24 protein-coding genes and 1 pseudogene are annotated in these 25,475 nt (G+C 62.6%); 15 read left to right on the plus strand and 10 right to left on the minus strand.

What is annotated here, in order from left to right; genetic code table 11:
- The first annotated feature begins 113 nt into the window (after window positions 1–113).
- Together metK and CO667_RS03075 are read left to right on the plus strand one after the other, a co-directional pair.
- Window positions 114–1,352, plus strand: coding sequence for a methionine adenosyltransferase (gene metK / locus CO667_RS03070; RefSeq protein WP_018485328.1), 1,239 nt, complete (start codon window positions 114–116; stop codon window positions 1,350–1,352).
- Window positions 1,353–1,360: 8 nt separating this feature from the next.
- The gene (locus CO667_RS03075; RefSeq protein WP_097617011.1) at window positions 1,361–2,062 is read left to right on the plus strand and encodes a tRNA (guanosine(46)-N(7))-methyltransferase TrmB; all 702 of its coding nucleotides are present in this window, start codon (window positions 1,361–1,363) and stop codon (window positions 2,060–2,062) included.
- Window positions 2,063–2,315: 253 nt separating this feature from the next.
- On the opposite strand, the gene CO667_RS03080 is transcribed toward CO667_RS03075, so the two are convergent.
- Complete coding sequence (locus CO667_RS03080; protein WP_097617012.1) at window positions 2,316–3,380, minus strand: DUF4375 domain-containing protein; 1,065 nt, start codon at window positions 3,378–3,380, stop codon at window positions 2,316–2,318.
- 117 nt (window positions 3,381–3,497) lie between these two features.
- Between CO667_RS03080 and CO667_RS03085 the strand changes: the two are divergent.
- Window positions 3,498–3,707: pseudogene (locus tag CO667_RS03085) on the plus strand (tRNA (guanosine(46)-N7)-methyltransferase TrmB); the annotation flags it as partial.
- 194 nt (window positions 3,708–3,901) lie between these two features.
- Window positions 3,902–4,432, plus strand: coding sequence for a dihydrofolate reductase family protein (locus tag CO667_RS03090; RefSeq protein ID WP_097617013.1), 531 nt, complete (start codon window positions 3,902–3,904; stop codon window positions 4,430–4,432).
- Between the two features lie 134 nt (window positions 4,433–4,566).
- Here the strand turns inward: CO667_RS03090 and CO667_RS03095 are convergent, their stop codons facing one another.
- A complete protein-coding gene (locus CO667_RS03095) occupies window positions 4,567–4,824 on the minus strand; it encodes a DUF1150 family protein (RefSeq protein ID WP_003570822.1) in 258 nt (85 codons plus the stop codon).
- A 47-nt stretch (window positions 4,825–4,871) separates the two neighbouring features.
- Window positions 4,872–5,297, minus strand: coding sequence for an Hsp20 family protein (locus tag CO667_RS03100; protein WP_003583826.1), 426 nt, complete (start codon window positions 5,295–5,297; stop codon window positions 4,872–4,874).
- 276 nt (window positions 5,298–5,573) lie between these two features.
- On the opposite strand from CO667_RS03100, the gene CO667_RS03105 reads away from it, so the two are divergent.
- The gene (locus CO667_RS03105) at window positions 5,574–6,518 is read left to right on the plus strand and encodes a nucleoside hydrolase (protein ID WP_097617014.1); all 945 of its coding nucleotides are present in this window, start codon (window positions 5,574–5,576) and stop codon (window positions 6,516–6,518) included.
- Between the two features lie 41 nt (window positions 6,519–6,559).
- Here CO667_RS03105 and grpE read toward each other — a convergent pair whose 3' ends face one another.
- A complete protein-coding gene (gene grpE, locus CO667_RS03110) occupies window positions 6,560–7,192 on the minus strand; it encodes a nucleotide exchange factor GrpE (RefSeq protein ID WP_097617015.1) in 633 nt (210 codons plus the stop codon).
- Window positions 7,193–7,335: 143 nt separating this feature from the next.
- The gene (gene hrcA / locus CO667_RS03115; RefSeq protein ID WP_097617016.1) at window positions 7,336–8,424 is read right to left on the minus strand and encodes a heat-inducible transcriptional repressor HrcA; all 1,089 of its coding nucleotides are present in this window, start codon (window positions 8,422–8,424) and stop codon (window positions 7,336–7,338) included.
- 127 nt (window positions 8,425–8,551) lie between these two features.
- Between hrcA and rph the strand changes: the two genes are divergently transcribed.
- From rph to hemW, 4 genes are read left to right on the plus strand one after another with little or no spacing between them, the layout of a single operon-like run.
- Complete coding sequence (rph, locus tag CO667_RS03120) at window positions 8,552–9,271, plus strand: ribonuclease PH (protein ID WP_097617017.1); 720 nt, start codon at window positions 8,552–8,554, stop codon at window positions 9,269–9,271.
- A complete protein-coding gene (locus CO667_RS03125) occupies window positions 9,268–9,693 on the plus strand; it encodes a VOC family protein (protein WP_097617018.1) in 426 nt (141 codons plus the stop codon). The genes rph and CO667_RS03125 overlap by 4 nt, the downstream gene beginning before the upstream one ends.
- Complete coding sequence (gene rdgB, locus CO667_RS03130) at window positions 9,694–10,338, plus strand: RdgB/HAM1 family non-canonical purine NTP pyrophosphatase (protein WP_097617019.1); 645 nt, start codon at window positions 9,694–9,696, stop codon at window positions 10,336–10,338.
- Between the two features lie 9 nt (window positions 10,339–10,347).
- Complete coding sequence (gene hemW / locus CO667_RS03135) at window positions 10,348–11,550, plus strand: radical SAM family heme chaperone HemW (RefSeq protein ID WP_097617020.1); 1,203 nt, start codon at window positions 10,348–10,350, stop codon at window positions 11,548–11,550.
- Window positions 11,551–11,616: 66 nt separating this feature from the next.
- Here hemW and CO667_RS03140 read toward each other — a convergent pair whose 3' ends face one another.
- The 5 genes from CO667_RS03140 to mutM all read right to left on the minus strand — a co-directional run bounded on the left by CO667_RS03140 (window position 11,617) and on the right by mutM (window position 17,442).
- Window positions 11,617–12,699: a saccharopine dehydrogenase C-terminal domain-containing protein gene (locus CO667_RS03140; RefSeq protein ID WP_097617021.1), complete on the minus strand. Its 1,083-nt coding sequence runs from the start codon at window positions 12,697–12,699 to the stop codon at window positions 11,617–11,619.
- A 179-nt stretch (window positions 12,700–12,878) separates the two neighbouring features.
- Entirely contained in the window at window positions 12,879–14,429 is a 1,551-nt protein-coding gene (dnaA, locus tag CO667_RS03145; RefSeq protein ID WP_097617296.1) for a chromosomal replication initiator protein DnaA, read from the minus strand.
- A gap of 855 nt (window positions 14,430–15,284) precedes the next feature.
- The gene (gene rpsT, locus CO667_RS03150; protein WP_003570835.1) at window positions 15,285–15,563 is read right to left on the minus strand and encodes a 30S ribosomal protein S20; all 279 of its coding nucleotides are present in this window, start codon (window positions 15,561–15,563) and stop codon (window positions 15,285–15,287) included.
- A gap of 191 nt (window positions 15,564–15,754) precedes the next feature.
- Window positions 15,755–16,528, minus strand: coding sequence for an enoyl-CoA hydratase (locus tag CO667_RS03155; RefSeq protein WP_097617022.1), 774 nt, complete (start codon window positions 16,526–16,528; stop codon window positions 15,755–15,757).
- A 23-nt stretch (window positions 16,529–16,551) separates the two neighbouring features.
- On the minus strand, window positions 16,552–17,442 hold the full coding sequence (gene mutM / locus CO667_RS03160) for a bifunctional DNA-formamidopyrimidine glycosylase/DNA-(apurinic or apyrimidinic site) lyase (protein WP_097617023.1): 891 nt from the start codon (window positions 17,440–17,442) through the stop codon (window positions 16,552–16,554).
- A gap of 149 nt (window positions 17,443–17,591) precedes the next feature.
- Between mutM and ubiE the strand changes: the two genes are divergently transcribed.
- The 6 genes from ubiE to CO667_RS03190 all read left to right on the plus strand — a co-directional run bounded on the left by ubiE (window position 17,592) and on the right by CO667_RS03190 (window position 25,474).
- The gene (gene ubiE, locus CO667_RS03165; protein ID WP_097617024.1) at window positions 17,592–18,368 is read left to right on the plus strand and encodes a bifunctional demethylmenaquinone methyltransferase/2-methoxy-6-polyprenyl-1,4-benzoquinol methylase UbiE; all 777 of its coding nucleotides are present in this window, start codon (window positions 17,592–17,594) and stop codon (window positions 18,366–18,368) included.
- Window positions 18,369–18,418: 50 nt separating this feature from the next.
- Complete coding sequence (ubiB, locus tag CO667_RS03170) at window positions 18,419–19,993, plus strand: 2-polyprenylphenol 6-hydroxylase (RefSeq protein WP_097617025.1); 1,575 nt, start codon at window positions 18,419–18,421, stop codon at window positions 19,991–19,993.
- A 138-nt stretch (window positions 19,994–20,131) separates the two neighbouring features.
- Window positions 20,132–21,718, plus strand: a complete 1,587-nt coding sequence (locus CO667_RS03175; protein ID WP_097617026.1) for an aromatic amino acid lyase — start codon at window positions 20,132–20,134, stop codon at window positions 21,716–21,718.
- A gap of 21 nt (window positions 21,719–21,739) precedes the next feature.
- A complete protein-coding gene (locus CO667_RS03180; RefSeq protein ID WP_097617027.1) occupies window positions 21,740–23,119 on the plus strand; it encodes an amidohydrolase family protein in 1,380 nt (459 codons plus the stop codon).
- Window positions 23,116–24,396 carry a Zn-dependent hydrolase gene (locus CO667_RS03185; protein ID WP_097617028.1) on the plus strand — a complete coding sequence of 427 codons (1,281 nt, stop codon included), beginning with the start codon at window positions 23,116–23,118 and terminating at the stop codon, window positions 24,394–24,396. Before CO667_RS03180 ends, CO667_RS03185 begins: the two co-directional genes overlap by 4 nt.
- Window positions 24,377–25,474, plus strand: a complete 1,098-nt coding sequence (locus CO667_RS03190) for a DUF917 domain-containing protein (RefSeq protein WP_097617029.1) — start codon at window positions 24,377–24,379, stop codon at window positions 25,472–25,474. The genes CO667_RS03185 and CO667_RS03190 overlap by 20 nt, the downstream gene beginning before the upstream one ends.
- Window position 25,475 lies beyond the last annotated feature (1 nt).

The raw sequence follows: 25,475 nt of genomic DNA on the forward strand, positions 1-25,475 counted from the left end.
ATTTGTCACTTTGCCGCAGATATAAAGATATATTTATGTCCTTCTGCGCTTGTCATCAGGCCTCGAACTGAGTACCTACTAGCTAGCTTTTGTTCTTTGAGGGGAATCCCGGAATGCGCGCGAATTATCTCTTTACCAGCGAATCTGTTGCCGAAGGTCATCCGGACAAGGTCTGCGACCGCATCTCCGACGAGATCGTCGATCTGGTCTACCGCGAAGCGGCCAAGACAGGCGTCAATCCATGGGGCGTGCGCATTGCCTGCGAAACGCTGGCGACGACCAACCGCGTCGTCATCGCCGGCGAAGTCCGCCTGCCGCCGAGCCTGATGAAGAAGGACAAGGACGGCAAGGACGTCATCAATCCGTCGAAGTTCAAGGCCGCCGCGCGGCGCGCCATCAAGGATATCGGCTACGAGCAGGACGGCTTCCACTGGAAGAAGGCCAAGATCGACGTGCTGCTGCACTCGCAGTCGGCAGACATCGCCCAGGGCGTCGACAGCGCTGCCGACCAGCAGGGTGACGAGGGCGCCGGCGACCAGGGCATCATGTTCGGTTACGCCTGCCGCGAAACGCCGGACCTGATGCCGGCGCCGATCTACTACTCCCACAAGATCCTGCAGCTGCTCGCAGTCGCCCGCAAGAAGGGTGACGGCGAAGTCGCCAAGCTCGGCCCCGACGCCAAGAGCCAGGTGACCGTGCGTTACGTCGACGGCAAGCCGTCGGAAGCGACCTCGATCGTGCTGTCGACCCAGCATCTCGACGAGAGCTGGGATTCGAACAAGGTCCGCGCCGTCGTCGAGCCCTATATCCGCGAAGCGCTGGGCGAACTGAAGATTGCTGACGATTGCAAGTGGTACATCAACCCGACCGGCAAGTTCGTCATCGGCGGACCGGACGGCGATGCGGGCCTCACCGGCCGCAAGATCATCGTCGACACCTACGGCGGTGCCGCTCCGCATGGCGGCGGCGCATTCTCCGGCAAGGACACGACGAAGGTCGACCGTTCGGCCGCCTATGCCGCCCGCTACCTTGCCAAGAACGTCGTTGCCGCCGGTCTTGCCGACCGCTGCACGATCCAGATCTCCTACGCGATCGGCGTCGCCCAGCCGCTGTCGATCTATGTCGACCTGCACGGCACCGGCAAGGTCACCGAGGATCAGATCGAAGCGGCGATCCGCAAGAACATGGACCTTTCGCCGACCGGCATTCGCCGCCATCTCGATCTCAACAAGCCGATCTATGCCAAGACCTCGGCCTACGGCCATTTCGGCCGCAAGGCCGGCCGCGACGGCTCGTTCTCCTGGGAGCGCACCGACCTTGTGAAGGCGCTCAAGGAAAGCGTGAAGGCCTGAGATAAAGCATGACGGATATGGAACGCCGCGGCCGGGCGACCGAAGCCTTTTTCGGTCGCCGCAAGGGCAAGGCCCTGCGCGAACAGCAGGCCGAGACGCTGAACAGTCTGTTGCCGGCATTCCTGGTCGATCTCTCGGCGGCGCCCCCGGCACCGCTGACCTCCCTCTTCCCAGTTCCGGTCGAGCGATTGCGGCTGGAAATCGGTTTCGGCGGCGGCGAGCACCTGATCCACCGCGCGCTGGAAACGCCGTCGACCGGCTTCATCGGCGTCGAACCCTTCGTCAATTCCATGCAGAAGCTGCTATCGCGCATCGGCGAGACGGGGGCGCGCAATATCCGCGTCTATAACGACGACGCGACGCAACTGCTCGACTGGCTGCCGGACGCTTCACTCGATCAGATCGATCTGCTTTATCCCGACCCCTGGCCGAAGCGGAAACACTGGAAGCGACGCTTCGTCTCGAAAACCAATCTCGACCGCTTTCATCGCGTGCTGAAGCCCGGCGGCCTGTTCTGCTTCGCCTCCGATATCGACACCTATGTCAACTGGACGCTGCTCAAATGCCGCGACCATGGCGGCTTCGATTGGATGGCCGACAATGCAGCGGATTGGCTCACCCCCTATCAGGGCTGGCCGAGCACACGCTACGAGGCCAAGGCCCGGCGTGAGGGCCGCTCTTCGGCCTATCTGACATTCCGGAAAATCTGAGCCTCGGGCAAGTCGGTGTACATGCCACCATGTTCGCCGTCCCCCCGGATTTTATGGGCTGAGAACCTATCACGAAATGCCAGGATTTCGCGCGATCGCATCACTGAAAACAAAGGCGACGCTTCCGACTGCTAAAAAGCCAAGCATGACTGCCGCTTGGGGCCAGAACGACCTTTATCGCGAGCGACACTGAGCGCTACCAGCGATCACAGCGTCCGAAGAGTTCTGCAACGGCCTTCGACCGAGCTTTGTTCTACCTCGGCAACAGATTCTCTCGCTTCGCCAGCGAGATCAGTGCCGGCGTAATTTCGCCGTCGTCGACATCGCCAGTCAGCGCAGAAAGCCTGTCGTCCCATTCGCCCCACTCGTGGCCGAAACGAAGCGCTCTGCGTCGTCGGGCATCCTTCGGATAGGGTTTGCTGAACATATCAATGCCACGTTGGACCGCATCGGCATGCGCTTCCAGCCCGATCTCACGCAATGCAGCCGCGACCTCGGGCGCATACTGGCCGGACGGATTGAAGAAGAACTGGTGGACGCCGCCATTGAGCATCTCGGCGTTGAAATAATTGACAACGAAGATCTGCTTCAAAGGCTTTGGAAGACGTTCGATCTCAACTTCGTCCATCGAATAGAGTTTTCCCGTCAGATAATGGAGACGGTCCTCCTCATCGATCCCGGCTCGGGCACTCTCGACCCATCGCGTGAGCGTCGGCGTCCGCTCAACATAAGCGGCAATCGCCGACTGCAAATCGCTCTTCGAGCCGAATACCGTATCAAGTGCGCTGAAGTCGGCCTCCGCATCTCTGGCGGCAAGCGCCCCTGCCGCTCGGAAGGTTTCAGCCTGACGAGCGAGACGCGCCTCGGAAAGGGCCTCCGCTACAGCGTCGGCATGCCGCGAGGGATCACTATTCATGCTGCTTTCTCCGAGATCTCGCACGATCTCGTCGGTCTCCTTCTGGCCCTGCTCAATCAGCAATCTCTTCACCGCGGCCGTGTTTTTGCGCTGCTCGGCAACCGTCGTGAAGAAACGGTGCATCTCGCCAGAAGGCGTTTCCTCTTGCAGGTATGACAGCCAGAAAAGGTTGCGAACGTCGGCATCAAGTGCTTCGATCTCTCTCAATATCCCGGTTTTGTCGTCGTCGTATCGAAGCCGCATGACCTTTGGCAGGAAAGTTGTTTCGATTACAAATTCGACAGACATGGTCGTCAGAGCCTGCAATTTGCTCGCCTCCATTTGCACCTGTGCGTTGGACGTCGTCATAACCCCAGTTGAAACAACGATCAAAGCGGCTATCAATGCCGCAACATATCGCATGTCCGCCCCTTGCAATGGTGAGATACAACTGATGGCGTAACGGGTAGTTCAATCCTCGCGGGCAATCAAGGCGGCGTTCCCTTTATAGTATCCGCTTTGGCGCGTCGGACCGAGGCGGGCGGCCTGTTCTGCTTCGCCTCCGATATCGACACCTATGTGAACTGGACGCTGCTCAAATGCCGCGACCATGGCGGCTTCGACTGGATGGCCGACAATGCAGCGGATTGGCCCACCCCTTGTCAGGGCTGGCCGAGCACACGCTACGAGGCCAAAGCCCGGCGCGAGGGCCGCCGCTCTTCGGCCTATCTGACATTCCGGAAGATCTAAGCCCCTGGGCAAATCGGTGCACACGCAGTCTCCAGCGCCTTGAGAGCGAGGTCGATCAGGCAGCCCGAGCACGGGGCGTTCACGGGCGCTCCAAAAAAACCGATTGCGATATGAAATCAGTCGATCTATGCTATGACCGATTGCATAACACAATCAGACCCGCGCGGATGTGCCATTCACGAAAGGAAGCTGAGATGGCTAAGCTCGTGTTCGGAATGAACCAGTCCCTGGATGGCTACGTCGATCATATGGCGTTTGGGCCAAGCCCCACGCTCTTCCGCCACTTCATCGAGGCGGCTGAGCGGCAAGCGGGCAGCGTCTACGGCCGGCGAATGTATGAGGTCATGCGTTACTGGGACGACGATCATCCCGAATGGGATGCGGAGCGGCAGGCCTTCGCGGCAGCGTGGCGGAAGCAGCCGAAATGGGTCGTCTCGCGCTCGTTGACGTCGGTCGGTCCCAACGCCACGCTTATTGGGGAAGATCTTGAGGGCGCGATCCGCAAGCTGAAGGCGGAACGCGACGGGGAGATCGAAGTTGCCGGCCCGGATTTGGCGCGGGGCCTGACCGATCTTGGCTTGATCGACGAGTATCAAATCTACCTGCACCCCGTCGTGCTTGGTCGCGGCAAGCCATATTTCGCCGGACCTCGGCCGCCGCTCCGCCTGATGGCTCATGATCGGATCGACGAGGATGTGATCCGGTTGACCTACGCTCCTGCTTAATCTCGCGACTTGGATATCGACGCTGAAGCCTGATCGGCGACGCGCCTATGTCGCGTCACCAGCAGACTGCGGCACAATCGGATCAAGTGGCCCGCGCACCGCATAACGGTGAAACGCAAGAGCGGTCTTGACGGTCAGTGCAGGCTGACCGTCTTCAGTTCGTCCTCGGCAGCCTTGAAGAAGGTGCTGGAGCGGTTGTCCGTCAAGAGGATCGGCGTGCCGTCGGCGCCGAAAAGTGCCCAGAGATCGACGTTCGGATCGATATCCGGCGCCTCTGGAAAACACTTGGCGACCTCTTCGGTGCGCATTTTTCTGATATAGGCGACCTCGCCGCTGCCGATGTGGGCAAGCTCGGATTTGGTCAAGTGAGACGTGGCTTCTTTCATCAACATTCCTGTTCCTCCGGAAGAAGGGACCAACGGTTCGACAAACCGTTGTGCTACTGTGAGACCGAAATGTTAATTTTCTTGACCATGCGCGCGGGTTCCGGACGAATTAGATCGACGGAGAGCAGACCGTTCTTCAGACCGGCTCCGAGCACCTGCATGCCATCGGCAAGAACGAAGGTGCGCTGGAACTGGCGGGCGGCGATGCCGCGATAGAGATAGTCGCGTTCACCCTGTTCCACCTGCCTGCCGCGGATCAGAAGCTGGTTCTCCTCAATGGAGACATCGAGTTCTTCCTCGCTGAAACCGGCCACGGCAAGAGTGATGCGCAGACGTTCCGGGGCGCCGCTGTCAGCGCCGATGCGTTCGATATTATAGGGCGGATATCCGTCGCTCGCCTTGGAAATGCGCTCCAGCGTCTTTTCCATGGCATCGAAGCCCAGAAGCAGCGGACTGGCGAAAGGGGTAATGCGGCTCATCTGTTTTCAAGTCCTTGATGCAAGCGACCATCCCGGACCTCAAACGCAGCATCCGGATGCCGCTAATATGGGGAGAGCAGCCCGGCGCTGCAAGGCGCGGCGCGCCGGGCGGCCCCTTCTCAATTTTAAAGCGGTGTCGGCGGCTGCTTGCTTGACAAAGCGCCGGCTGCCTCGCATCAAAACGTGGCCGCACGGACTGTGCTGATTTGTGACGGGAAATGAAGAAATTGGTGCATGCTGAGACAGCGGGCACCCCGCGAGGATGGAACGATCGGAATGGCAAGCGCAAGAAAGATCATCATCGACACCGATCCCGGCCAGGACGACGCGGCCGCCATCATGCTGGCCTTCGGCAGCCCCGATGAGCTTGATGTGCTGGGGATCACCACGGTCGCCGGCAACGTGCCGCTTTCGCTGACCAGCCGCAATGCGCGCATCGTCTGCGAGCTCTGCGGCCGGCCGGAGACCAAGGTTTTCGCCGGCGCCGACGCGCCGATCGCCCGCAAGCTGGTGACCGCCGAACATGTGCACGGCAAGACCGGCCTCGACGGCCCTGAACTCAGCGAGCCGACGATGGTGCTGCAACCAGGCCATTCCGTCGATTTCATCATCGAGACGCTGCGGCGGGAGCCGGAAGGCACGGTGACGCTCTGCACGCTCGGGCCGCTCACCAATATCGGCCTGGCGTTGCAGAAGGCGCCCGACATCGTCCCCCGCATCCGCGAGCTGGTGATGATGGGCGGCGGCTTCTTCGAGGGCGGCAACATCACGCCCGCGGCCGAGTTCAACATCTATGTCGACCCCGAGGCAGCCGATATCGTCTTCCGCTCAGGCGTGCCGATCGTGATGATGCCGCTTGATGTGACGCACCAGTTGCTGACCCGCAAGGACCGGGTAAAACGCATGGCCGAGATCGGCACGGCGCCTGTTAAGGCGATGGTCGAGATGCTGGAATTCTTCGAACGCTTCGACATCGAGAAATACGGCTCCGACGGCGGGCCGCTGCACGACCCCACAGTTATCGCCTATCTGCTGAAGCCGGAGCTTTTCACCGGCCGGGACTGCAATGTCGAGATCGAGGTGCGGTCGGAACTGACGGTCGGCATGACGGTCGTCGACTGGTGGCATGTCACCGAGCGCAAGCGCAATGCGAAGGTCATGCGCCATGTCGATGCGGACGGCTTCTTCGATCTGCTGATCGAACGCTTCGCCCGCATCTGATTTTTGGCTTTCCCTTCTCCACGACGGAGAAGGGAGGGATTTCAGGCGTCTTTTTCGTCGAAGACGGAATTGGTTTCGGCTTCGGCCGGCTTGGGGCCGCCCTTGGCGACACCGACCATGGCCGGGCGCAGCACGCGCTCGCCGATGGTGAAACCGGCCTGCACGACCTGGACGACCGTGTTGTTCGGCACATCGGGGTTCGGCACCTCGAACATCGCCTGATGGAAATTCGGGTCGAACTTCTGGCCGACCGGCTCGAGCTTGCGAACGCCGTGGCGTTCGAGCGCCGACAGCATGGCGCGCTCGGTCATTTCGACACCCTCGATCAGCGTGCTGAGGCCGGCATCGGCCGCGGCCTTGGTCTCCGGAGAGATGGCATCGAGGGCGCGGCGCAGATTATCCGAGACGGCGAGCATGTCGCGCGCGAAACCGGCGACGGAATAGGACTTGGCATCCTTCACCTCGCGCTCGGTGCGCCGGCGCAGATTGTCCATCTCGGCAGCAAGGCGCAGATAGCGGTCGCGCAACTCGCCGTTTTCAGCCTTCAGGAGCTCGAGCGGGTCCGGCTGGGGGGCCTCTTGCTGCGCAATATCGTTCTCGACGTAGGCGGCAGCGTCGGCTGCGGCATCGGCCGCAGTTGCGTCAGGTCCGTTTTTCGTCGTGTCATCGGTCATGACGGTCTCCGGTTGGTGTCTTCAGATGCGCCCGATATCGAGGTTTGACCGAAAAAAATCAAGTCTGCGTGACAAAGAAGCGAAAATTCCGCGCACTCCACGGCGCCGCGCATCTTTTCAGACGCACAGAGGCGGCTGCGGCATCAAAGCGGATTGCGCGAAAGCCGGGAGACCAGCTGGGCGGTGTAATCCACCATCGGCACGATGCGGGAATAATTGAGCCGCGTCGGGCCGATGACGCCGACGGCGCCGACGATGCGATCGTCATCATCACGATAGGGCGCGACGATCAGCGACGAGCCGGACAGCGAGAAGAGCTTGTTTTCCGAACCGATGAAGATGCGGACGCCCGAACCGCTTTCGGCGAGATTGAGGATCTCGATCAGGCTGTCCTTCTTTTCGAGATCGTCGAACAGCAGGCGCAGCCGGTCGAGATCCTCGGCGCCGGCGAGGCCTTCGAGCAGATTGGCGCGGCCGCGGATGATGAGCTGCGTGGGCTTTCCCTCGTCCGGGCTGCCGGCCCAGACGGCGATGCCGCGCTCGACGAGATCACGCGACAGGGCATCGAGTTCGTGACGGACGTTATCCTTCAGCTGGCTCAATTGTTTGCGCAGCTCCGGCAGCGTCTGGCCAGACATATGGGCATTGAGAAAATTCGCCGCCTCCGTCAGCTGCGAGGAGGTGACGCCCGCCGGCAGCTCGATGATGCGGTTTTCCACCTGATCGTGATCGCCGACAAGCACGGCCAGCGCCTTGGTCGGTTCGAGCCGGATGAACTCGACATGTTTCAGCACCGGATCGCTTTTCGAGGTGATGACGAGACCGGCGCCGCGCGAAATGCCGGATAGCATGCGGCTTGCCTCGTTCATCATCGATTCCAGAGGATTGCCGCCGCTTTCGGCCCGCACCTGCCGATCGATATTGGCGCGATCCTCGGCCGAGAGGTCGCCGACCTGCATGAAGGCATCGACGAAAAAGCGCAGGCCGATCTGGGTCGGCAGCCGGCCGGCGCTGATATGCGGCGAATAGATCAGGCCGAGATCTTCGAGATCGCTCATGACGTTGCGCACCGAGGCCGGCGACAGCGACATCGGCAGCAGGCGGGACAGATTGCGCGAACCGAGCGGCTCGCCGCTCTCCAGATACCCTTCGACGATGCGACGAAAAATTTCCCTGGAGCGCTCGTCCAGCGCCGCAACGGCATCCGAAACCGACGTCGACCTGATGCCCATGAAGCTTACGAACCCGCGCTGATGATACTTCCCGAAAAGTAAGTCAAACTCGCACCCGTGGCAAAAGGGAATTTGCAAATAGGCGCCGCCAATCGTAGAAGCGGTCAACAAACCCCAGGAGATAAGAATGCGGCCTTCAGGCAGAAAAATCGACCAGATGCGCAAGGTCACGTTCGAGCGCAATTTTTCCAAGCATGCGGAAGGCTCCTGCCTGGTGAAATTCGGCGATACGCATGTGCTCTGCACCGCCAGCCTCGAAGAAAAGACGCCGCCATGGCTGCGCAATACCGGCAAGGGCTGGGTCACGGCCGAATACGGCATGCTGCCGCGGGCGACCGGCGAGCGCATGAAGCGCGAGGCCGCCGCCGGCAAGCAGGGCGGCCGCACCCAGGAGATCCAGCGGCTGATCGGCCGGTCGCTGCGCGCCGTCGTCGATCTGCAGGCGCTCGGCGAACGGCAGATCACGCTCGACTGCGACGTCATCCAGGCCGATGGCGGCACGCGGACAGCCTCGATCACCGGCGGCTGGATCGCGCTTTACGACTGCCTGAAATGGATGGAAAGCCGCAACATGATCAAGGTCGACCGGGTCCTGAAGGATCATGTCGCCGCCATCTCCTGCGGCGTTTTCGCCAGCCAGCCGGTGATCGACCTCGATTATCTCGAGGATTCCTCAGCCGAGACCGACGCCAACTTCGTGATGACGGGCGCCGGCGGGATCGTCGAGATCCAGGGCACGGCCGAAGGCACGCCGTTTACCGAAGAGGAATTCACCTCGCTGATGGGGCTTGCCAAGAACGGCATCGGCGAACTCGTCGCCCTGCAGAAGCAGGCCATCACGGGATGAACGCCATGCTGGAAGGCATGTTGGAAACGGCGCTCTATGCGAGCGATCTCGACCGGGCGGAGGTCTTCTACGAAGACGTTCTCGGACTTGAAAAGATCGCCCGCGGCGGCAACCGGCATGTCTTCTTCCGCTGCGGCCCCGGCGTGCTGCTGATCTTCAATCCCGAGGAAACGGTGAAGCCGCCGGCGCGTGACGCCCTGCAAGTGCCGCCGCACGGCACGACCGGTGCGGGCCATGCCTGCTTCCGGGTGTCCGGCCGCAATATCGATGCGATGGCCGAACGGCTGAAAGCGGCTGGTGTGGCGATCGAATCCGAGGTGCTTTGGCCAAACGGCGGCCGCTCGATCTATTTCCGCGATCCGGCCGGCAACAGCCTGGAATGCGCAGAGGCTAAAATCTGGGGCATCGAACAGGATATCTGAATGCGCAAGCTTGAAACGAAGACCATCGTCGTCGCCAGCCACAATGCCGGCAAGATCCGCGAGATCCAGGAATTGATCGGGCCGCTCGGCTTCACCGCCAAATCGGCCGCCGAGCTGAACTTCGTCGAACCGGATGAAACCGGCACCAGCTTCGAGGAGAATGCGACGATCAAGGCGGTCGCTTCGGCCAATGCCTCAGGCATGCCGGCGCTTTCGGATGATTCCGGGCTGGTGGTCGACGCGCTCGGCGGCGATCCCGGCGTTTACACCGCCAATTGGGCGGAGAGGTCAGACGGCACGCGCGATTTCGATATGGCGATGGCGAAGGTGGAAAAGGCGCTGCAGGATGCCGGTGCGACGGCGCCGGAACAGCGCGGGGCGCGTTTCGTCAGCGTGCTCTGCCTCGCCTGGCCGGACGGGCATACCGAGCTCTTCCGCGGTGAGGTGGAAGGCAATGTCGTCTGGCCGCCGCGCGGCACACAGGGCTTCGGCTACGATCCGGTCTTCCAGCCCGAGGGTTATGGCGTCACCTTCGGGGAAATGAGCGGCGAGGAAAAACACGGCTGGAACGTCGGCAAGCCGCAGGCGCTGTCGCACCGGGCCCGCGCCTTCAAACTCTTTGTCGAAACCTGCCTGGAGGCATAAGGTTACCACGTGGACAATTTCGACACGCCAGGCTCCTCGCGCGATGCGGCGCTGCTGCCCGATACCGGCGAGCCCGGCTTCGGCGTCTATGTCCATTGGCCCTTCTGCGCGGCGAAGTGTCCCTATTGCGACTTCAACAGCCATGTGCGCCACCAGCCGGTGGATCAGGAGCGCTTTGCATCAGCCTTCCTGAAGGAGATGGCAACGGTTCGGGCCATGAGCGGGCCGAAGACCGTCACCAGCATCTTCCTCGGCGGCGGCACACCCTCACTGATGAAACCGGAAACGGTCTCGGCCATTCTCGACGGCATTGCCCGGCACTGGCATGTGCCCGATGGCATCGAGATCACCATGGAGGCCAATCCTTCGAGCGTCGAGGCCGATCGCTTCCGCGGCTACCGGGCGTCCGGCGTCAATCGCGTCTCGCTCGGCGTGCAGGCGCTTGATGATCGGGATCTGAAATTCCTCGGCCGGCTGCATGACGTCGCCGACGCGCTGAAGGCGATCCGGCTGGCGCGCGACATTTTTCCGCGCATGTCCTTCGACCTGATCTACGCCCGGCCGGAGCAGACGGTGGAGGAATGGGAAAGCGAGCTGAAGCAGGCGATCTCCTATGCGGTCGACCACCTCTCCCTCTATCAGCTGACCATCGAGGAAGGCACGCCCTTCTACGGCCTGCACAAGGCCGGAAAGCTGATCGTGCCGGACGGCGAGCAATCGGCAGTGCTCTACGAAGCGACGCAGGAGATCACCGCGCGCGAAGGCATGCCGGCCTATGAGGTCTCCAACCATGCCCGGCCGGGTGCCGAAAGCAGGCACAACCTGACCTATTGGCGCTACGGCGATTATGCCGGCATCGGCCCCGGCGCCCATGGAAGGCTGACGCGCGGCTCGGAAAAGCTCGCGACAGCCACCGAGCGCAAGCCGGAAGCCTGGCTCGAGATGGTCGAGCGCGACGGCCACGGCATTCTCGACCAGGAGCGGCTCGGCTATGAGGAACAGTCCGACGAGCTGCTGCTGATGGGACTGCGGCTGCGGGAGGGCGTCGACCTTGCCCGCTGGCAGCAGCTTTCCGGCCGCGACCTCGACCCGAAACGCGAGGAATTCCTGCTCGAACACAAATTCATCGAGCGGATCGGCAATTCACGCCTGCGCTGCACGCCGTCGGGCATGCTGATCCTCGATTCCGTCGTCGCCGATCTCGCCTGCTGACATCAATACGACGAACGGATTTGCGACGCGGCGGCATCGATATCGCCGCCGCGCCGGACTCTGATGTCAGCGGTGGCTGGTCGCACCCGTCTTGAACAGGCTGCCGGTCGGCGTCTTCAAGAACATGTCAAGCGGAATATGCTCCTGGTGCAGGAAGCCGGTCGCCGGCAGCAGGCCGTCGCGGACCATCTCGATGACGGCAACGACCGAGGCCGACGTCGTCCAGGCGATCGCCGTGCGGCGCGCGCCGGCAATCTCGATCGGATAATAGGCGCGCACGAACTCCTTGCGGCGCAGGCTGCCGTTCTCGGTCCCTTCGGCGGCGACATGGACATAGACGACGTCGTCTTCGACAGGCGGCTTGGCATTGGTCAGGATCTCGCCGGCCAGCTTGCGCTTGTCGCGCATCAGAAGCTCGTGGAAGAAGAAATTCATCAGCTCCATATGGCCGGGATAGCGCATGGTCTTGTAGTCGAGATTGTCGATCTTGCCGAGCATCGTGTCGCACATGGTGCCGAGACCGCCCGAGGTGGTGAAGGCTTCGAGCTTGACGCCGCCGACATAGACGGTCTCGTGCCATTCCATCGGCGAGACGAGCTTGCGCACGCCGCCCTCGATGACCTCGCAATCGTTCAGATATTCGTTGACGACACCCTCGGGCGACCAGTTGAAGGCATAGCCGAGCAGTCCCGTCGGATGCTGCGGCAAGGCGCCGACACGCATGCGGATCGAACGGCAGCGCTCGAAGCCGTCGGCAAGGCTGGCGCCGACGATACCGACGAAACCCGGCGCGAGGCCGCATTGCGGCGCCATCAGGCCGCGGGCGGTCTTCGACAGTTCGATGATGAAATTGGTTGTGGAAACGTCTTCCGTCAGGTCGAAATAATGAATGCCGGCGAGATGGGCGGCGCGCGCCAATTCGATGTTCAAATGATAGGGCAGGCAGGAGAGCACCGCCTCGACACTGGAGAGCAGTTCGCCGATTACCTCGGGATCGGAGATATCGCCGGTGCGGCATTTGAACGGGACGTCGCTCAGCGGCAATTGCGCATCGACGCCGATCACCTCGAAGCCGCCTTCATGCAACAGCGTCGCCGCCAGCCGTCCGACCTTGCCCAGGCCGAGAACGGCGATCTTTTCAAAACTCATTGATTTCCTCCCACGCCCCGTTTTGGCGCTTCAGTCTTTATCTTCATGCAGGCCGCTCCCCAAAACCGCTGTGCTTTGGGCGATATGCACGGGATGCGCCGGAGGTATAGAATAAAAAGCTTATAAAGGAAAACGGCCGGAATCGCTTCCGGCCGTCCAATCCTCAAGAAAGCCGTCGACTATTCGTTGATCAGCCGCTTCAGAAGCTCGACTTCGTGTGAAAGCTTGGTGTCTCCCGAAATCAGCTCCTCGATCTTGCGCACGGCATGCAGCACGGTCGTGTGATCCCTTCCGCCGAAACGGCGGCCGATCTCCGGGAAGGAGCGCGGCGTCAGCGTCTTCGACAGATACATGGCGATCTGGCGCGGCTTGACGATGACGCGGGTGCGACGGTTCGAGACCAGTTCCTGGCGCGAGACGTTGTAGTGTCTGGCGACGATGCGCTGGATGTCCTCGATACGCACCCGGCGGGGCTCGCCGGAACCGACCAGATGGGCAAGCAGTTCGTCGACCCGCTCGATCGACAGGTTCGGCTCGAAGGAGCGACGGAAGACCAGCTGGTTGAAAGCGCCTTCGAGTTCGCGGCCGCTGGCCGTGACGTTGCGGGCGACATGCTGGAGCAGTTCGGCCGGAATTTCGAGCGACGGATCTTCGAGCCGGGCTGCAGCAAGGCGACGCTTGAGGATTTCGAGACGCATCTCGTAATCCGGCGCGTCGAATTCGATCGCGACACCGCCCTGCAGGCGCGAGCGGACGCGGGGATCAAGCGACTCCAGCTCCCAAGGGGCGCGGTCGGCGGCGACGACCACCTGCTTGGCGCTGTCGAGCAGCATGTTGAGCAGATGGCAGAATTCATGCTGGATCATCTTACCCTGCAGAAACTGCATGTCGTCGATGATCAACAGATCGATGTTGCGCAGCGAATCCTTCAGCGTCAGCGCATCATTGTCGCGGATCGCGGTGGCGAAGCGCCACATGAAATATTCGGCAGTGAGATAAACGACGCGCAGAGCCCTGGGGTTCTGCACCGCCGCATTGGCGACCGCCTGCAGCAGGTGGGTCTTGCCGAGACCAACCGTCGAATGAATGAAGAGCGGATTGAAACGCACGGCGCCGGAACCGGCTTCGGCGATCGTCTTCGCTGCCGCAAGTGCGACGCGGTTCGAGCTGCCTTCGACGAAGGTGTCGAAGGTGAAGCGGCTATCGAGCGGCGAACCGAAGAGCGGCGAACCGAAGCTTGCAGGCCTTGCCGCAGCAACAGCCGAAACCGCCTGCTGGACGGCCTGACCGGCCGGCTGGGCGCTGGCGGGACGGCGCGCCTGGGGGGCAACGACCGGCTCGGGCTGAGCCGCCTCGTCGAGCGCCTTGGTGCCGCTGCGCGTTGCCGTGCGCACCAGGACTTCGATCTTTAGAATTTCCGGATCCTCGGCCTGGAACAGACCGGTGATGAGATCGAGATAACGATTGTTGATCCACGACTTCAGGAAGGTCGTGGGAACCGAAAGGCGAACCACGCTCTTCGAGACCGAATGCAGCTTCAGCCTGGCGAACCAGCTGGCATAGACGTCAGGACCGACCTGGGCCTTCAAGCGCGCGCTGACACGCTCAAACAAGATGCCGTGCTTCATTTCCGCCTTTGCTTCTCCCACTTCGAGGCGAATGGCGCCAAACGCCTGCGGTGCCACATCCCCATTGTCGAGCCCGCCCGTCGTCATCGTATTCATCTGCATAATGCCGCCTTTCAATTCCACCGGCCGGCCTCCGCTAAAACGGCCGCCCGATATATTCCCCGCTTTGGCGGGCTGACGGATCCTCATGAGCCGCTCACCTGCCGGTTCACTCAAACACTGCCCCCGAAGGGACCGGCACGAAATTCCGTTGCAGGGACCGCATTCATGCGGCACCTTCATCGGCGTTCCGTGCCAGGCTGGCGGTCGATCCTCGTTTTCGGCCGACCAGCCCGAACGCAATATCACTTTAACCTTCTCCGGCGGCCTCGCCTTAAACGTGTGGCCGCTGAAGGCACAAAACATCCCTGCCCGTAACAGCCACGTTACGGCCCAAATCCGTCGAGTGCTTGAAAAAACGGAAGCGCACGGCTCCGTAACAAATGGCACAAACTTATCGCCCTGCCGACATGGCAGTTAAGACCGAGCCTCTGCAGGTGATGTCCGCGCCCTTTGTTGGAAGCCATTTAGGCAGGATCAAAAGGCAATATCAACGATGAATTTTACGCAAAATTAAGAAGCGGGCATTGACTCCGCCTGCCCTTTTCGGGCGTCACACCAGCGTCAAAAAAGAATCGCTTTTGAATCAAGGAGATTCCCCGTTCGGGCTATTTTGACACGCATGGAAAGAAAAAAAATAAAAATCTTCTTGACTCCCCCCTGGTCACGGAAGCGTGGGGCAGAGTCGCGCAATGCAGAAGCATCCTTGCGCAAGTCTTTGTTTTTAAACGCTTTTTCCTGTCATGGCGCTGACACGAAACAGTCGTGAGATTAACCATACAGGGGCTGATCGGCGGAATCGAAAAAGCCCGGTAAAATTACCGGGCTAATCATAACGAGGAGGTCGTTAATGGAAGATTACGCGGTCGCGGTGACCGAAAGAGCCTTTACACGAGCGGCCAGGCGCGAGACCTTGCGCGATGCCGTGTTGGCGTGCAACACGCCCTTGCTGGCGGCGCGGGCAAGCTCGGGCTGAGCAGCCAGGAAAGCTTCCTTCGCCTTGGCGGCATCACCGGATGCGATGGCCTCTTCGACCTGGCGAACGAAAGTACGAACGCGCGAGCGACGAGCCTTATTGACGTCGGTACGGCGGGCGATCTTGCGGGTCGCTTTTTTCGCCGAAGTTGTATTGGCCATGGATGCCTCTCTCAAGAATTCGAACAAACTCCGCCATTACCGCGGGCCCTGCGGCCACAAAATCCAGCAATGCGGGAGCAATCGCGGAAAACCAAACCGGCTTTCCGAACCGTGGGCGGGCATATAACTCTAAAGCCGGCCCACGTCAACGCGGATTTTCAAGCTTTGCCGCGGGAACCGCCGAAAAGCCTTCAACGGTGCGTAAAAGCCGGTTTGCGCTTCTCGACGAAGGCCGCCATGCCTTCTTTCTGGTCGTCGGTGGCAAAGAGACTGTGAAACAGCCGGCGCTCGAAACGCAAGCCCTCCTCCAGCGTCGTCTCGAATGCGCGGTTGACCACCTCCTTGGCCATCAGCACCGAGGGACGCGACAGCGAGGCGATCTTTTCGGCTGCGGCAAAAGCCTCGTCGAGCAGACGCTCGGGCGCCACCACACGCGAAACGAGTCCCGATCGTTCGGCCTCAGTCGCATCCATCATCCGGCCGGTCAGGATCAGATCCATCGCCTTCGCCTTGCCGACGGCGCGCGTCAGCCGCTGCGAGCCGCCCATGCCGGGAATGACGCCCAGGGTGATTTCCGGCTGGCCGAACTTCGCCGTTTCCGAGGCGATGATGAAATCGCACATCATGGCAAGCTCGCAGCCGCCGCCGAGCGCAAAACCGCTGACGGCAGCGATAACAGGCTTGCGTGCCTTCGCGACATCATCCCAGCCGCTGATGAAATCACTCTTATAGATATCGGCAAATTGCAGCGCCTGCATCTCCTTGATATCGGCGCCGGCGGCAAAGGCGCGCTCGGAACCGGTGAGCACGATCGCGCCGACCGTCTCGTCGGCGTGGAAGGCGGCATAGGCTTGCTTCAATTCCTTCAGCACCGTGGAATTCAGCGCGTTCAGCGCCTGCGGGCGGTTCAGCGTGACGAGGCCGACATTGCCTCGGGTTTCGACGATCAGGGTCTCATAGGCCATGCTGTTCTCCCGGTTTCTCACTCTTATTTCTGGCAGGTGGCGCAATAGAAGGTGGAGCGGCCCGCCTGGACGATACGGGCGACCGTACCGCCGCAGCCGGGCGTGCGGCAAGCCTGACCTTCGCGATCATAGACGGAGAAGGAATGCTGGAAATAGCCGAGCGATCCGTCGGTCTGGATATGGTCACGCAGCGACGATCCGCCGGCGGCAATCGCATCGGCGATAACGTCGCGGATCGCGGCGACGAGCAGGTCGAGCTGCGCCGTCGGCCGGCCGGCCGCCGTCACCAGCGTGCCGGCGGCGCGGAGCGGCGACAGATGCGAGCGCCACAGCGCCTCGCAGACGTAGATATTTCCGAGGCCGGCAATATTCTTCTGGTCGAGCAGCGCGCTCTTCAGCGGCTGCGCCTTGTCGCGGAACCGTTCGGCGAGATAGGCGGCGCCAAGCTCGTTTCCTGTCGGTTCCGGGCCGAGATCGCGGAAGAAGGGATGGGCGGCGAGATCGGCCCGCCCGACCATATCCATGAAGCCGAACCGGCGCGGATCGTTGTAGACGACGCGGCGCGGGCCGCCCGAACCTTCGAGATGAAAGACGACGTGATCGTGCTTCTCATCCTTGGCGCGGGCATGGTGGAATTCGCCCAGTGCTGTGGAGGCAACCCCCTCCTCGATGCGGAAGGAGCCGGACATGCCGAGATGGGATATCAGCGTGTTGCCGTCGTCGAGATCGACCAGCAGATATTTGGCGCGGCGGCCGAGGCTGATAATGGTGCGGCCGGAAACCCTGTCGGCGAACGCATCGGGAAAGGGAAAGCGCAGATCGCCGCGGCGCAGCTCCAGCCGGGTGACGCGAGCCCCCTCCATCGCCGGCGCCAGGCCGCGTTTCACCGTTTCGACTTCTGGCAATTCCGGCATCTTAACCCATCTATATCTAACGTGTTTCAACCGACGACGATGTGCGCTATAGCGCCAGAGTGCCGCCGACAGCGCGGCCCAGTGATAACGTCGCGCGCAGTCTTTCGCTATGGCCGCCGCGCCCGAATCTTAAGGAATGGAGCAGTCTGATGTCAGAAAGCCGCACCTCCGCCGAAGGCGGCATGGAGACCTCCTACGGCTTTCGTGAGGTGTCTGACGGCGAGAAGCAGGGCCTTGTCAACCAGGTGTTCCACAAGGTCGCCAAGCGCTACGACATCATGAACGACGTCATGTCGATGGGCATGCACCGCGCCTGGAAAGACGCGATGATTTCGGCGCTCAACCCGCGCAAGGAGCGGGGTTACAAGGTGCTCGACGTTGCCGGCGGCACGGGCGATATCGCCTTCCGCATCGTCGAGGCCTCGGGCCGGCAGGCGCATGCAACCGTGCTCGACATCAACGGCTCGATGCTCGGCGTCGGCGCCGAGCGGGCTGAGAAGAAGAAGCTGTCCGACAATCTTACTTTCGTCGAGGCAAATGCCGAGGAACTGCCCTTCGAGGCCGGCAGCTTCGACGCCTATACGATCGCCTTCGGCATCCGCAACGTACCGCGGATCGATGTCGCGCTGTCGGAAGCCTATCGCGTGTTGAAGCGCGGCGGACGGCTGCTGGTGCTGGAATTTTCCGAAGTCGACATGCCGCTTCTCGACAAAATCTACGACGCCTGGTCGTTCAATGCCATTCCGCAATTCGGCAAGGCGATCACCGGCGATGCCGAACCCTACCAATATCTGGTGGAATCGATCCGCAAGTTCCCGAACCAGGAGAATTTCGCGGCGATGATCCGCCAGGCCGGCTTTTCGCGCGTCACCTACACCAATTACACCGGCGGCATTGCCGCCCTCCATTCCGGCTGGAAGCTCTGAGGGATGAGGGTGGAGAGATTGGCCGCGCCTTCGCAAGCAGGCAAACCTGCATGAGCACTTTCGGAGCCTATTTCCGCCTCTGGCGCGTCGGCTGGGTGCTCGTGCGTGAGGGCGTCGTGTCGGCGCTTCCGTCCGAAGGCCTGCCGCCGCCGATCGCGCTTGCCAAATCCTTCGTCACGATTTTCGAGCGAAGCAAGGCGCGGCATCAGAAGCGCAGCGACCGATTGGCGCAGGCCGTCGAGCGGCTCGGTCCGTCCTATGTGAAGATCGGGCAGTTCCTGGCGACGCGGCCTGACGTCGTCGGCGTCGAATTCGCCAACGACCTGTCGCAGCTTCAGGACCGGATGGCCTTCTTTCCCGCGGCGGCCGCCAAGGCCAATATCGAAGGCTCGCTCGGACGGCCGATCGGCGAGCTCTATGCGAGCTTCGGCGATCCGATCGCCGCCGCCTCGATCGCCCAGGTGCATCCGGCTGAAGTCGAGACATCGGCAGGCCGCAAGAAGGTCGCCGTCAAGATCGTGCGGCCCGGCGTGCGCCAGCGTTTTGCCCACGATATCGAGGCGATGTATCTCGTCGCCCATATGCAGGAGCGTTTCTTAGCCTCGAGCCGGCGGCTGCGGCCGGTCGAGGTGACGAAGACGCTGGAGCAGACGACCAAGGTGGAGATGGATCTTCGCCTGGAGGCGGCAGCGCTTTCCGAGATCGCCGAAAATACCGAGAGAGATCCCGGTTTCCGCGTGCCGAAAGTCGACTGGGAACGCACCGGCCGCGACGTCATCACCATGGAGTGGATCGACGGCACGAGAATGTCCGATGTCGAAGGCCTGCGGGCTGCCGGCCACGATCTCAACCTGCTTGCCGATACGCTGATCCAGTCGTTCCTGCGCCACACGCTGCGCGACGGCTTCTTCCATGCCGACATGCATCCGGGCAACCTCTTCGTCGATGCCGGCGGCATGATCGTCGCCGTCGACATGGGCATCGTCGGGCGGCTCGGCAAGAAGGAGCGGCGGTTCCTTGCCGAGATCCTCTACGGCTTCATCACCCGCGACTATATCCGCGTCGCCGAGGTGCATTTCGAGGCCGGTTATGTGCCCGGCCACCACAATGTCGAGAGCTTCGCCCAGGCGATCCGGGCGATCGGCGAGCCGATCCATGGACAGCCGGCCGAGACGATTTCGATGGGCAAGCTGCTGACGCTGCTGTTCGAAGTGACCGAACTCTTCGACATGGCGACGCGGCCGGAACTGGTGATGCTGCAGAAGACCATGGTCGTGGTCGAGGGCGTGTCGCGCATGCTCAACCCGCGCTTCAACATGTGGAAGGCCTCCGAGCCTGTCGTCGGCGACTGGATCCGCACCAATCTCGGGCCGAAGCGGATCGCCACCGATCTCAAGGACGGGCTGAAGGCGGCGGTCAAGCTCGCCGAAGCCGTGCCGGAAATCGCCGCAAAGACCGAAAAATTCCATCACCAGCTTCTGCATATGAGCGAACACGGGCTGCGCTTCGACGCTGAGACGGCGGATGCGATCGGCAAGTCCGAGGCACGGCACAATCGCTCGGGCAGGATCGCGCTGTGGGTCATCGCCGTGACGCTTCTCTATATTGCCTGGATGCTGAGCTGAGCGCCGGCCAAAAACATGCTGTGTTCGGCATTTGGGATATCCCATGTGACGGAGGGCTCGCTTAGTCTCGCATTCAGAACAAGGATTCAGATTTTGGCCGATCCGGTTTAAAATCATCCTGTTCCAGGAGATAGGCACATGAAGCAGGACCGCCCTGGCATCGAACTTTCCGGACGACCGCTCGGTTTTGCCGAGATGGCAGCGATCGGTGCGGGCACGGTGACGATTTCGGCTTCGGCGACCGGCATGGCCCGCATCGCAATCGCCCGCGAGGTCGTCGAGGATGCGATTGCCTCCGGCATGCCGGTCTACGGCTCGACGACAGGCGTCGGCGCCATGAAGGACGTGGAGTGGTCGGCCGACGAACTCGACACTTTCAACCTCGGCCTGGTGCGCGCCCATCACTTCGGCACCGGCACGCCGTTTTCCTGCAATGTCGTGCGCAATGCCATGGCGATCCGCGTCAATACGGCGCTGACCGGCCAGGTCGGCTGCACGCCGGAGCTGATCCAGGCCTATATCACCATGCTCGAGGCCGACCTGATCCCGGTCGTGCGCCGCACCGGCTCGATCGGCTGTGCGGATATCGGGCTGATGGGACAGATCGGCGCGGTGCTGACCGGCGTCGGCGAAGCGGTCTATCGCGGCAACCGGATGCAGGCGGCAGAGGCTTTCCGGGCCGCCGGTCTGCACCCGGTGCGGATGGCGCCGCGCGACAGCCTCGCCTCGCTCAGCATCAATGCGGTGAGTTTTGCGGCGGCGGCGGAAACGACGCGCAATGCCGCGGCCTCGATCCGCATCCTCTTGGCGACGGCGATGATGGCATCAGGCGCGCTCGGCGCTTCCCGCGATCCCTGGAAGGCGGTCCGCCATGTCGGCACGGCGCGCGAGGCGCTGATCGGCGCCTGGCTCTGCAATGCCTCCGACGAGTGGAACTGGCCGGTGGCCACGCATGTGCAGGATCCGCTCAGCCTGCGCATGATCGCCCAGGTGTTCGGCGCTGTCATCGAAAACCTGCTTTCAACAGGCCACAAGATCCTTGCCGCCACCGGGCGTTCGGACGACAATCCGGTCGTCGTCGAAGGCCGGGTGATGACATCGGGCGGCTCGCTGCCGCTCGACGTGACGATCCTGCTCGAATCGGCAGCGCTCTGCATGGCGCATGCGGCGCGCAATGCCTTCAACCGCTGCGTCATTCTCGGCAACGGCCAGCGGCGCGACCTGCCGGTCAATCTCGTGCCGCCGGGGCGGATCGCCACCGGTTTCGGACCGATCATCAAGCTGGCCGGCGAGATCTTCTCGCGCGTGCTGTCGATGTCCAATCCCGTCTCGGCCCAGTCGCTGGTCGTTGCGGCGGGCCTTGAGGACGAGGCGGCCTTCCTGCCGCTCGTCATCGAACGCTTCGACCGACAGATGCGGGCGCTGAAACGCCTCGCAGCGCTCGAGGCGCTGCTGTCGGCCCAGGCGATCGACATTCTCGGCGACGAGCCGAAGGGTGTTGCCGCCATGCTCTACGAGGTCGTGCGCAAACATGCCGATTTCTATACTGTCGACCGGCCGCTTTCGGCCGAAGTTGAGGCGATCGAGGAAGAACTCGGCTCGGACGACTTCCTCTCGAAGCTGACCGAACAGGTGCCGATCGCCTCCTTCGACGATTTCTTCGCCCTCGGCTCGCTGCAGCGTATCGAGGAGCGGCTGTCCAGCCAGGAGCCGGCAACAGTCTGATTGAGCTTAGGGAGAAGCGGCATGGATTTCGATCTCGTTCTGCAGGGCACAGTGGTGCTGCCGGACCGCATTCTCGAACAGGGTTATGTCGCCGTGCGCGACGGCAAAATCGCCGAAGTCGGCCTCGGCGTGCCGCCGGCGGCGCGCGAACGGCATCTGCTCGGCAAAGCGCTGATCCTGCCCGGCGCGATCGACGCGCAGGTGCATTCGCTCTCGCAGAAGGACCAGGAGGATTTCATCTGGTCGACGCGCTCGGCGGCGGCCGGCGGCGTCACAACAATCGTCGACATGCCCTACGACGAGGGCAATCTCGTCTGCTCGGCAGTGGCGGTGCAGCGGAAGATCGATCATGCGGAGCGACAGGCGCGCGTCGATTTCGCCCTCTACGGCACCATCGATCCGGATGAAGGCCCGGCGCGGATCCGCGAGATGGTCGAGGCCGGTGTGGCGGCCTTCAAATTCTCGACCTTCGGCACCGACCCCAAACGCTTTCCCCGCATTCCGCCGGCCCTGCTCGACGCCTGCTTTGCGGCGATCGCGCCGACGGGGCTGACGGCGGGCGTGCACAATGAAGACGACGAGGCGGTGCGCACCTATATGGAGCAGGTGAAGGCGAGCGGCATCACCGACTGGCGGGCGCATGGCCTGTCGCGGCCTGCGATTACCGAGCTCCTGGCGATGCATACGATCTTCGAGACGGGCGCCAACACAGGCTGCCCGGCGCATGTGGTGCACTGCTCGCTCGGACGCGGTTACGATATCGCCCGCGCCTATCGCCGCGACGGCTTTGCGGCAACTGTGGAATGCTGCATCCATTACCTGACCCTCGACGAGGAAAACGACGTGAAGCGCCTGGGCGGCAAGGCGAAGATCAATCCGCCCATCCGGCCGCGCGCCGAGGTGGAGAGGCTCTGGCGGAAGGTGGCCGAGGGCGATGTCTGGCTGGTCTCGACCGATCACGTCAGCTGGTCGGAAAACCGCAAGACCAATCCCGACATGCTCGCCAACGCCTCCGGCGTTCCCGGCCTCGAGGTGATGGTGCCGCTTTTCGTGAAGGGAGCCATCGAACGCGGCATCCCCTTGACATGGGCGGCCCGGCTGATGGCGGAGAATCCGGCGAAGCATTTCCGGCTCGACCATATCAAAGGCGCGCTGACCCCCGGCAAAGACGCCGATATCACCGTGCTGGAGCCGCGCGACAGCGTCTATGATGCCGCGGCGAGCGGCAACAATGTCGTCGGCTGGAGCCCTTATAACGGTATTCGCCTGCCCTGGACCGTCTCGGCCACCTATCTCCGCGGCGAAAAGATCGCCGAGGGCGGCAAGGTGCTGGCCGTGCCCGGCACCGGCCGTTTCGTGCGGCCGCTGCCGCGCCAGGTCATCGCAGGGGCCGCCGCATGAGCCGCAATCTTCCCGTCAATGCCGGCCGGATCGCCGGGGATATCGAGGCGCTGGCCGCAATCACCGAGCCGGGGCGTCCCTGGACGCGGCGCGCCTTCTCGCCGCTCTTCCTCGAGGGCCGGGCCTATCTCGAAGCGCGGATGAAGGCGGCGGGGCTGGAAACGCGGATCGATGCCGCCGGCAATCTGATCGGCCGACGCACGGGGCGGAAGCCGTGGCTCGGCACGATCATGGTCGGCTCGCATTCCGACACGGTGCCGGACGGCGGCCGCTTCGACGGCATTGCCGGGGTGATCTCGGCGCTGGAGGTGGCGCGCGCGCTTGGTCATCAGAACATCGAGCTCGACCACGATCTCGAGATCGTCGATTTCCTGGCCGAGGAAGTGAGCATCTTCGGTGTGTCCTGCATCGGCAGCCGCGGCATGACCGGCCAGTTGCCCGAGGCCTGGCTTTCGCGCGCCAGCGACGGCCGCGACCTGGCCGAGGGCATCGCCGAGGTCGGCGGCAGACCGGATGTGCTGATGCAGCAGAACAGGCCCGATATAGCAGGCTTTCTCGAGCTCCATATCGAACAAGGCCCGGTGCTCGAAGCCGAAAAGCAGGATATCGGCATCGTCACCGCGATATCAGGCATCACCCGGATCGAGATCACCGTCGAAGGGCGGGCCGACCACGCCGGCACGACGCCGATGGACCGGCGGGCGGATGCGCTGGTGGCGGCGTCACAGCTGGTGCTCGACATTCGCAATGCCGCCGCCGAGCTTGCCAAAACGCCGGGGCATTTTGCAGCGACGGTCGGCGAATTCCGCATCGAGCCGAATGCCGCCAATGTCGTGCCGTCGAAGGTGGTGCTGCTGATCGACGGGCGCGCTGAGATCCGCGCCGACATGGAGGCTTTCTGCCGCTGGCTCGACGGCCATGTCGAAAAGCTGGCGACGGCCAACAGCGTGACGATCAAGGCGCCGAACCGGGTTTCCGACAATCTGCCGACACCCGGCGATGCCGGGCTGCTGTCGACCTTGGAGGCGGCCTGCGACCGTGTCGGCGCGAGACATCGGCGCATGGCCTCCGGCGCGGGACACGATACGGCCTGGATCGCCAAGGTGGCGCCGGCGGCGATGATCTTCGTGGCCTGCCGCGATGGCCGCAGCCATTCGACCGACGAATGGGCCGAGAATGACGATATCGCGCTCGGCGCCGCCGTGCTGTTCGAAGCGGTGCGCGAGATGGACAAGAGCTTGAATCAGGAGAGGGCGGATGGGACGCATACTGGTTGAGAAGGATGTCGAAGCCGCAGTCAAGGGCGGCTCCGTCTACGCCGCCGGCGGCGGCGGCTGGGCCGATCACGGACGGATGCTTGGTTACGCGGCCGTCAATATAGGCAAGCCGGAGCTGGTCTCGATCGACGAGCTGAAGGATGAGGATTGGATCGCGACGGCAGCCGCGATCGGCGCGCCGGCCTCCACCACCCCCTGGGAAATGCAGGGCATCGACTACGTGAAGGCGGTGCAGTTGCTGCAGGAGGCGCTGGGCGAGAAACTGTCCGGGCTGATCATCGGCCAGAACGGAAAGTCCTCGACGCTGAACGGCTGGCTGCCATCGGCAATCCTCGGCACCAAGGTGGTCGATGCGGTCGGCGATATCCGCGCGCATCCGACGGGCGACATGGGCTCGATCGGCATGGCCGGTTCGCCCGAGCCGATGATCCAGACCGCCGTCGGCGGCAACCGGGCGGAGAATCGTTATATCGAACTGGTGGTGAAGGGCGCGACGGCGAAGATCTCGCCGGTGCTGCGCGCCGCCGCCGATCAATCCGGCGGCTTCATCGCCAGCTGCCGCAATCCGCTCCGGGCCTCCTATGTCCGCACCCATGCCGCACTCGGCGGCATCTCGATGGCGCTTGCACTCGGCGAGGCAATCATCGCGGCGGAGAAGAAAGGCGGATCAGCCGTCATCGATGCGATCTGCAAGACAACGGGCGGACATATCCTTGCCGAAGGAATCATCACCCGCAAGGACGTCGTCTACACCAAGGAAGCCTTCGACATCGGCACGATCAGCGTCGGCGCCGGCGAGAAATCGGTGACGCTGCATGTGATGAACGAATATATGGCGGTGGACGATGCCGATGGCAGGCGGCTTGCCACCTTCCCCGCCGTCATCACCACGCTGTCACCCGAGGGCGAGCCGCTCAGCGTCGGCCAGCTTCAGGGCGGCATGCATGTCTTCATCCTGCATGTGCCGATGGACATCATTCCGCTCTCGGCAAGCGTGCTCGACCCAAGCGTCTATCCCGTCGTCGAAAAGGCGATGGGGATCGAGATCGCACGTTATGCACTGGCGACGAGGGCTTGAG

Source organism: Rhizobium sp. L43 (assembly GCF_002531725.1).
In the GTDB taxonomy this organism is placed as follows: Bacteria; Pseudomonadota; Alphaproteobacteria; order Rhizobiales; family Rhizobiaceae; genus Rhizobium.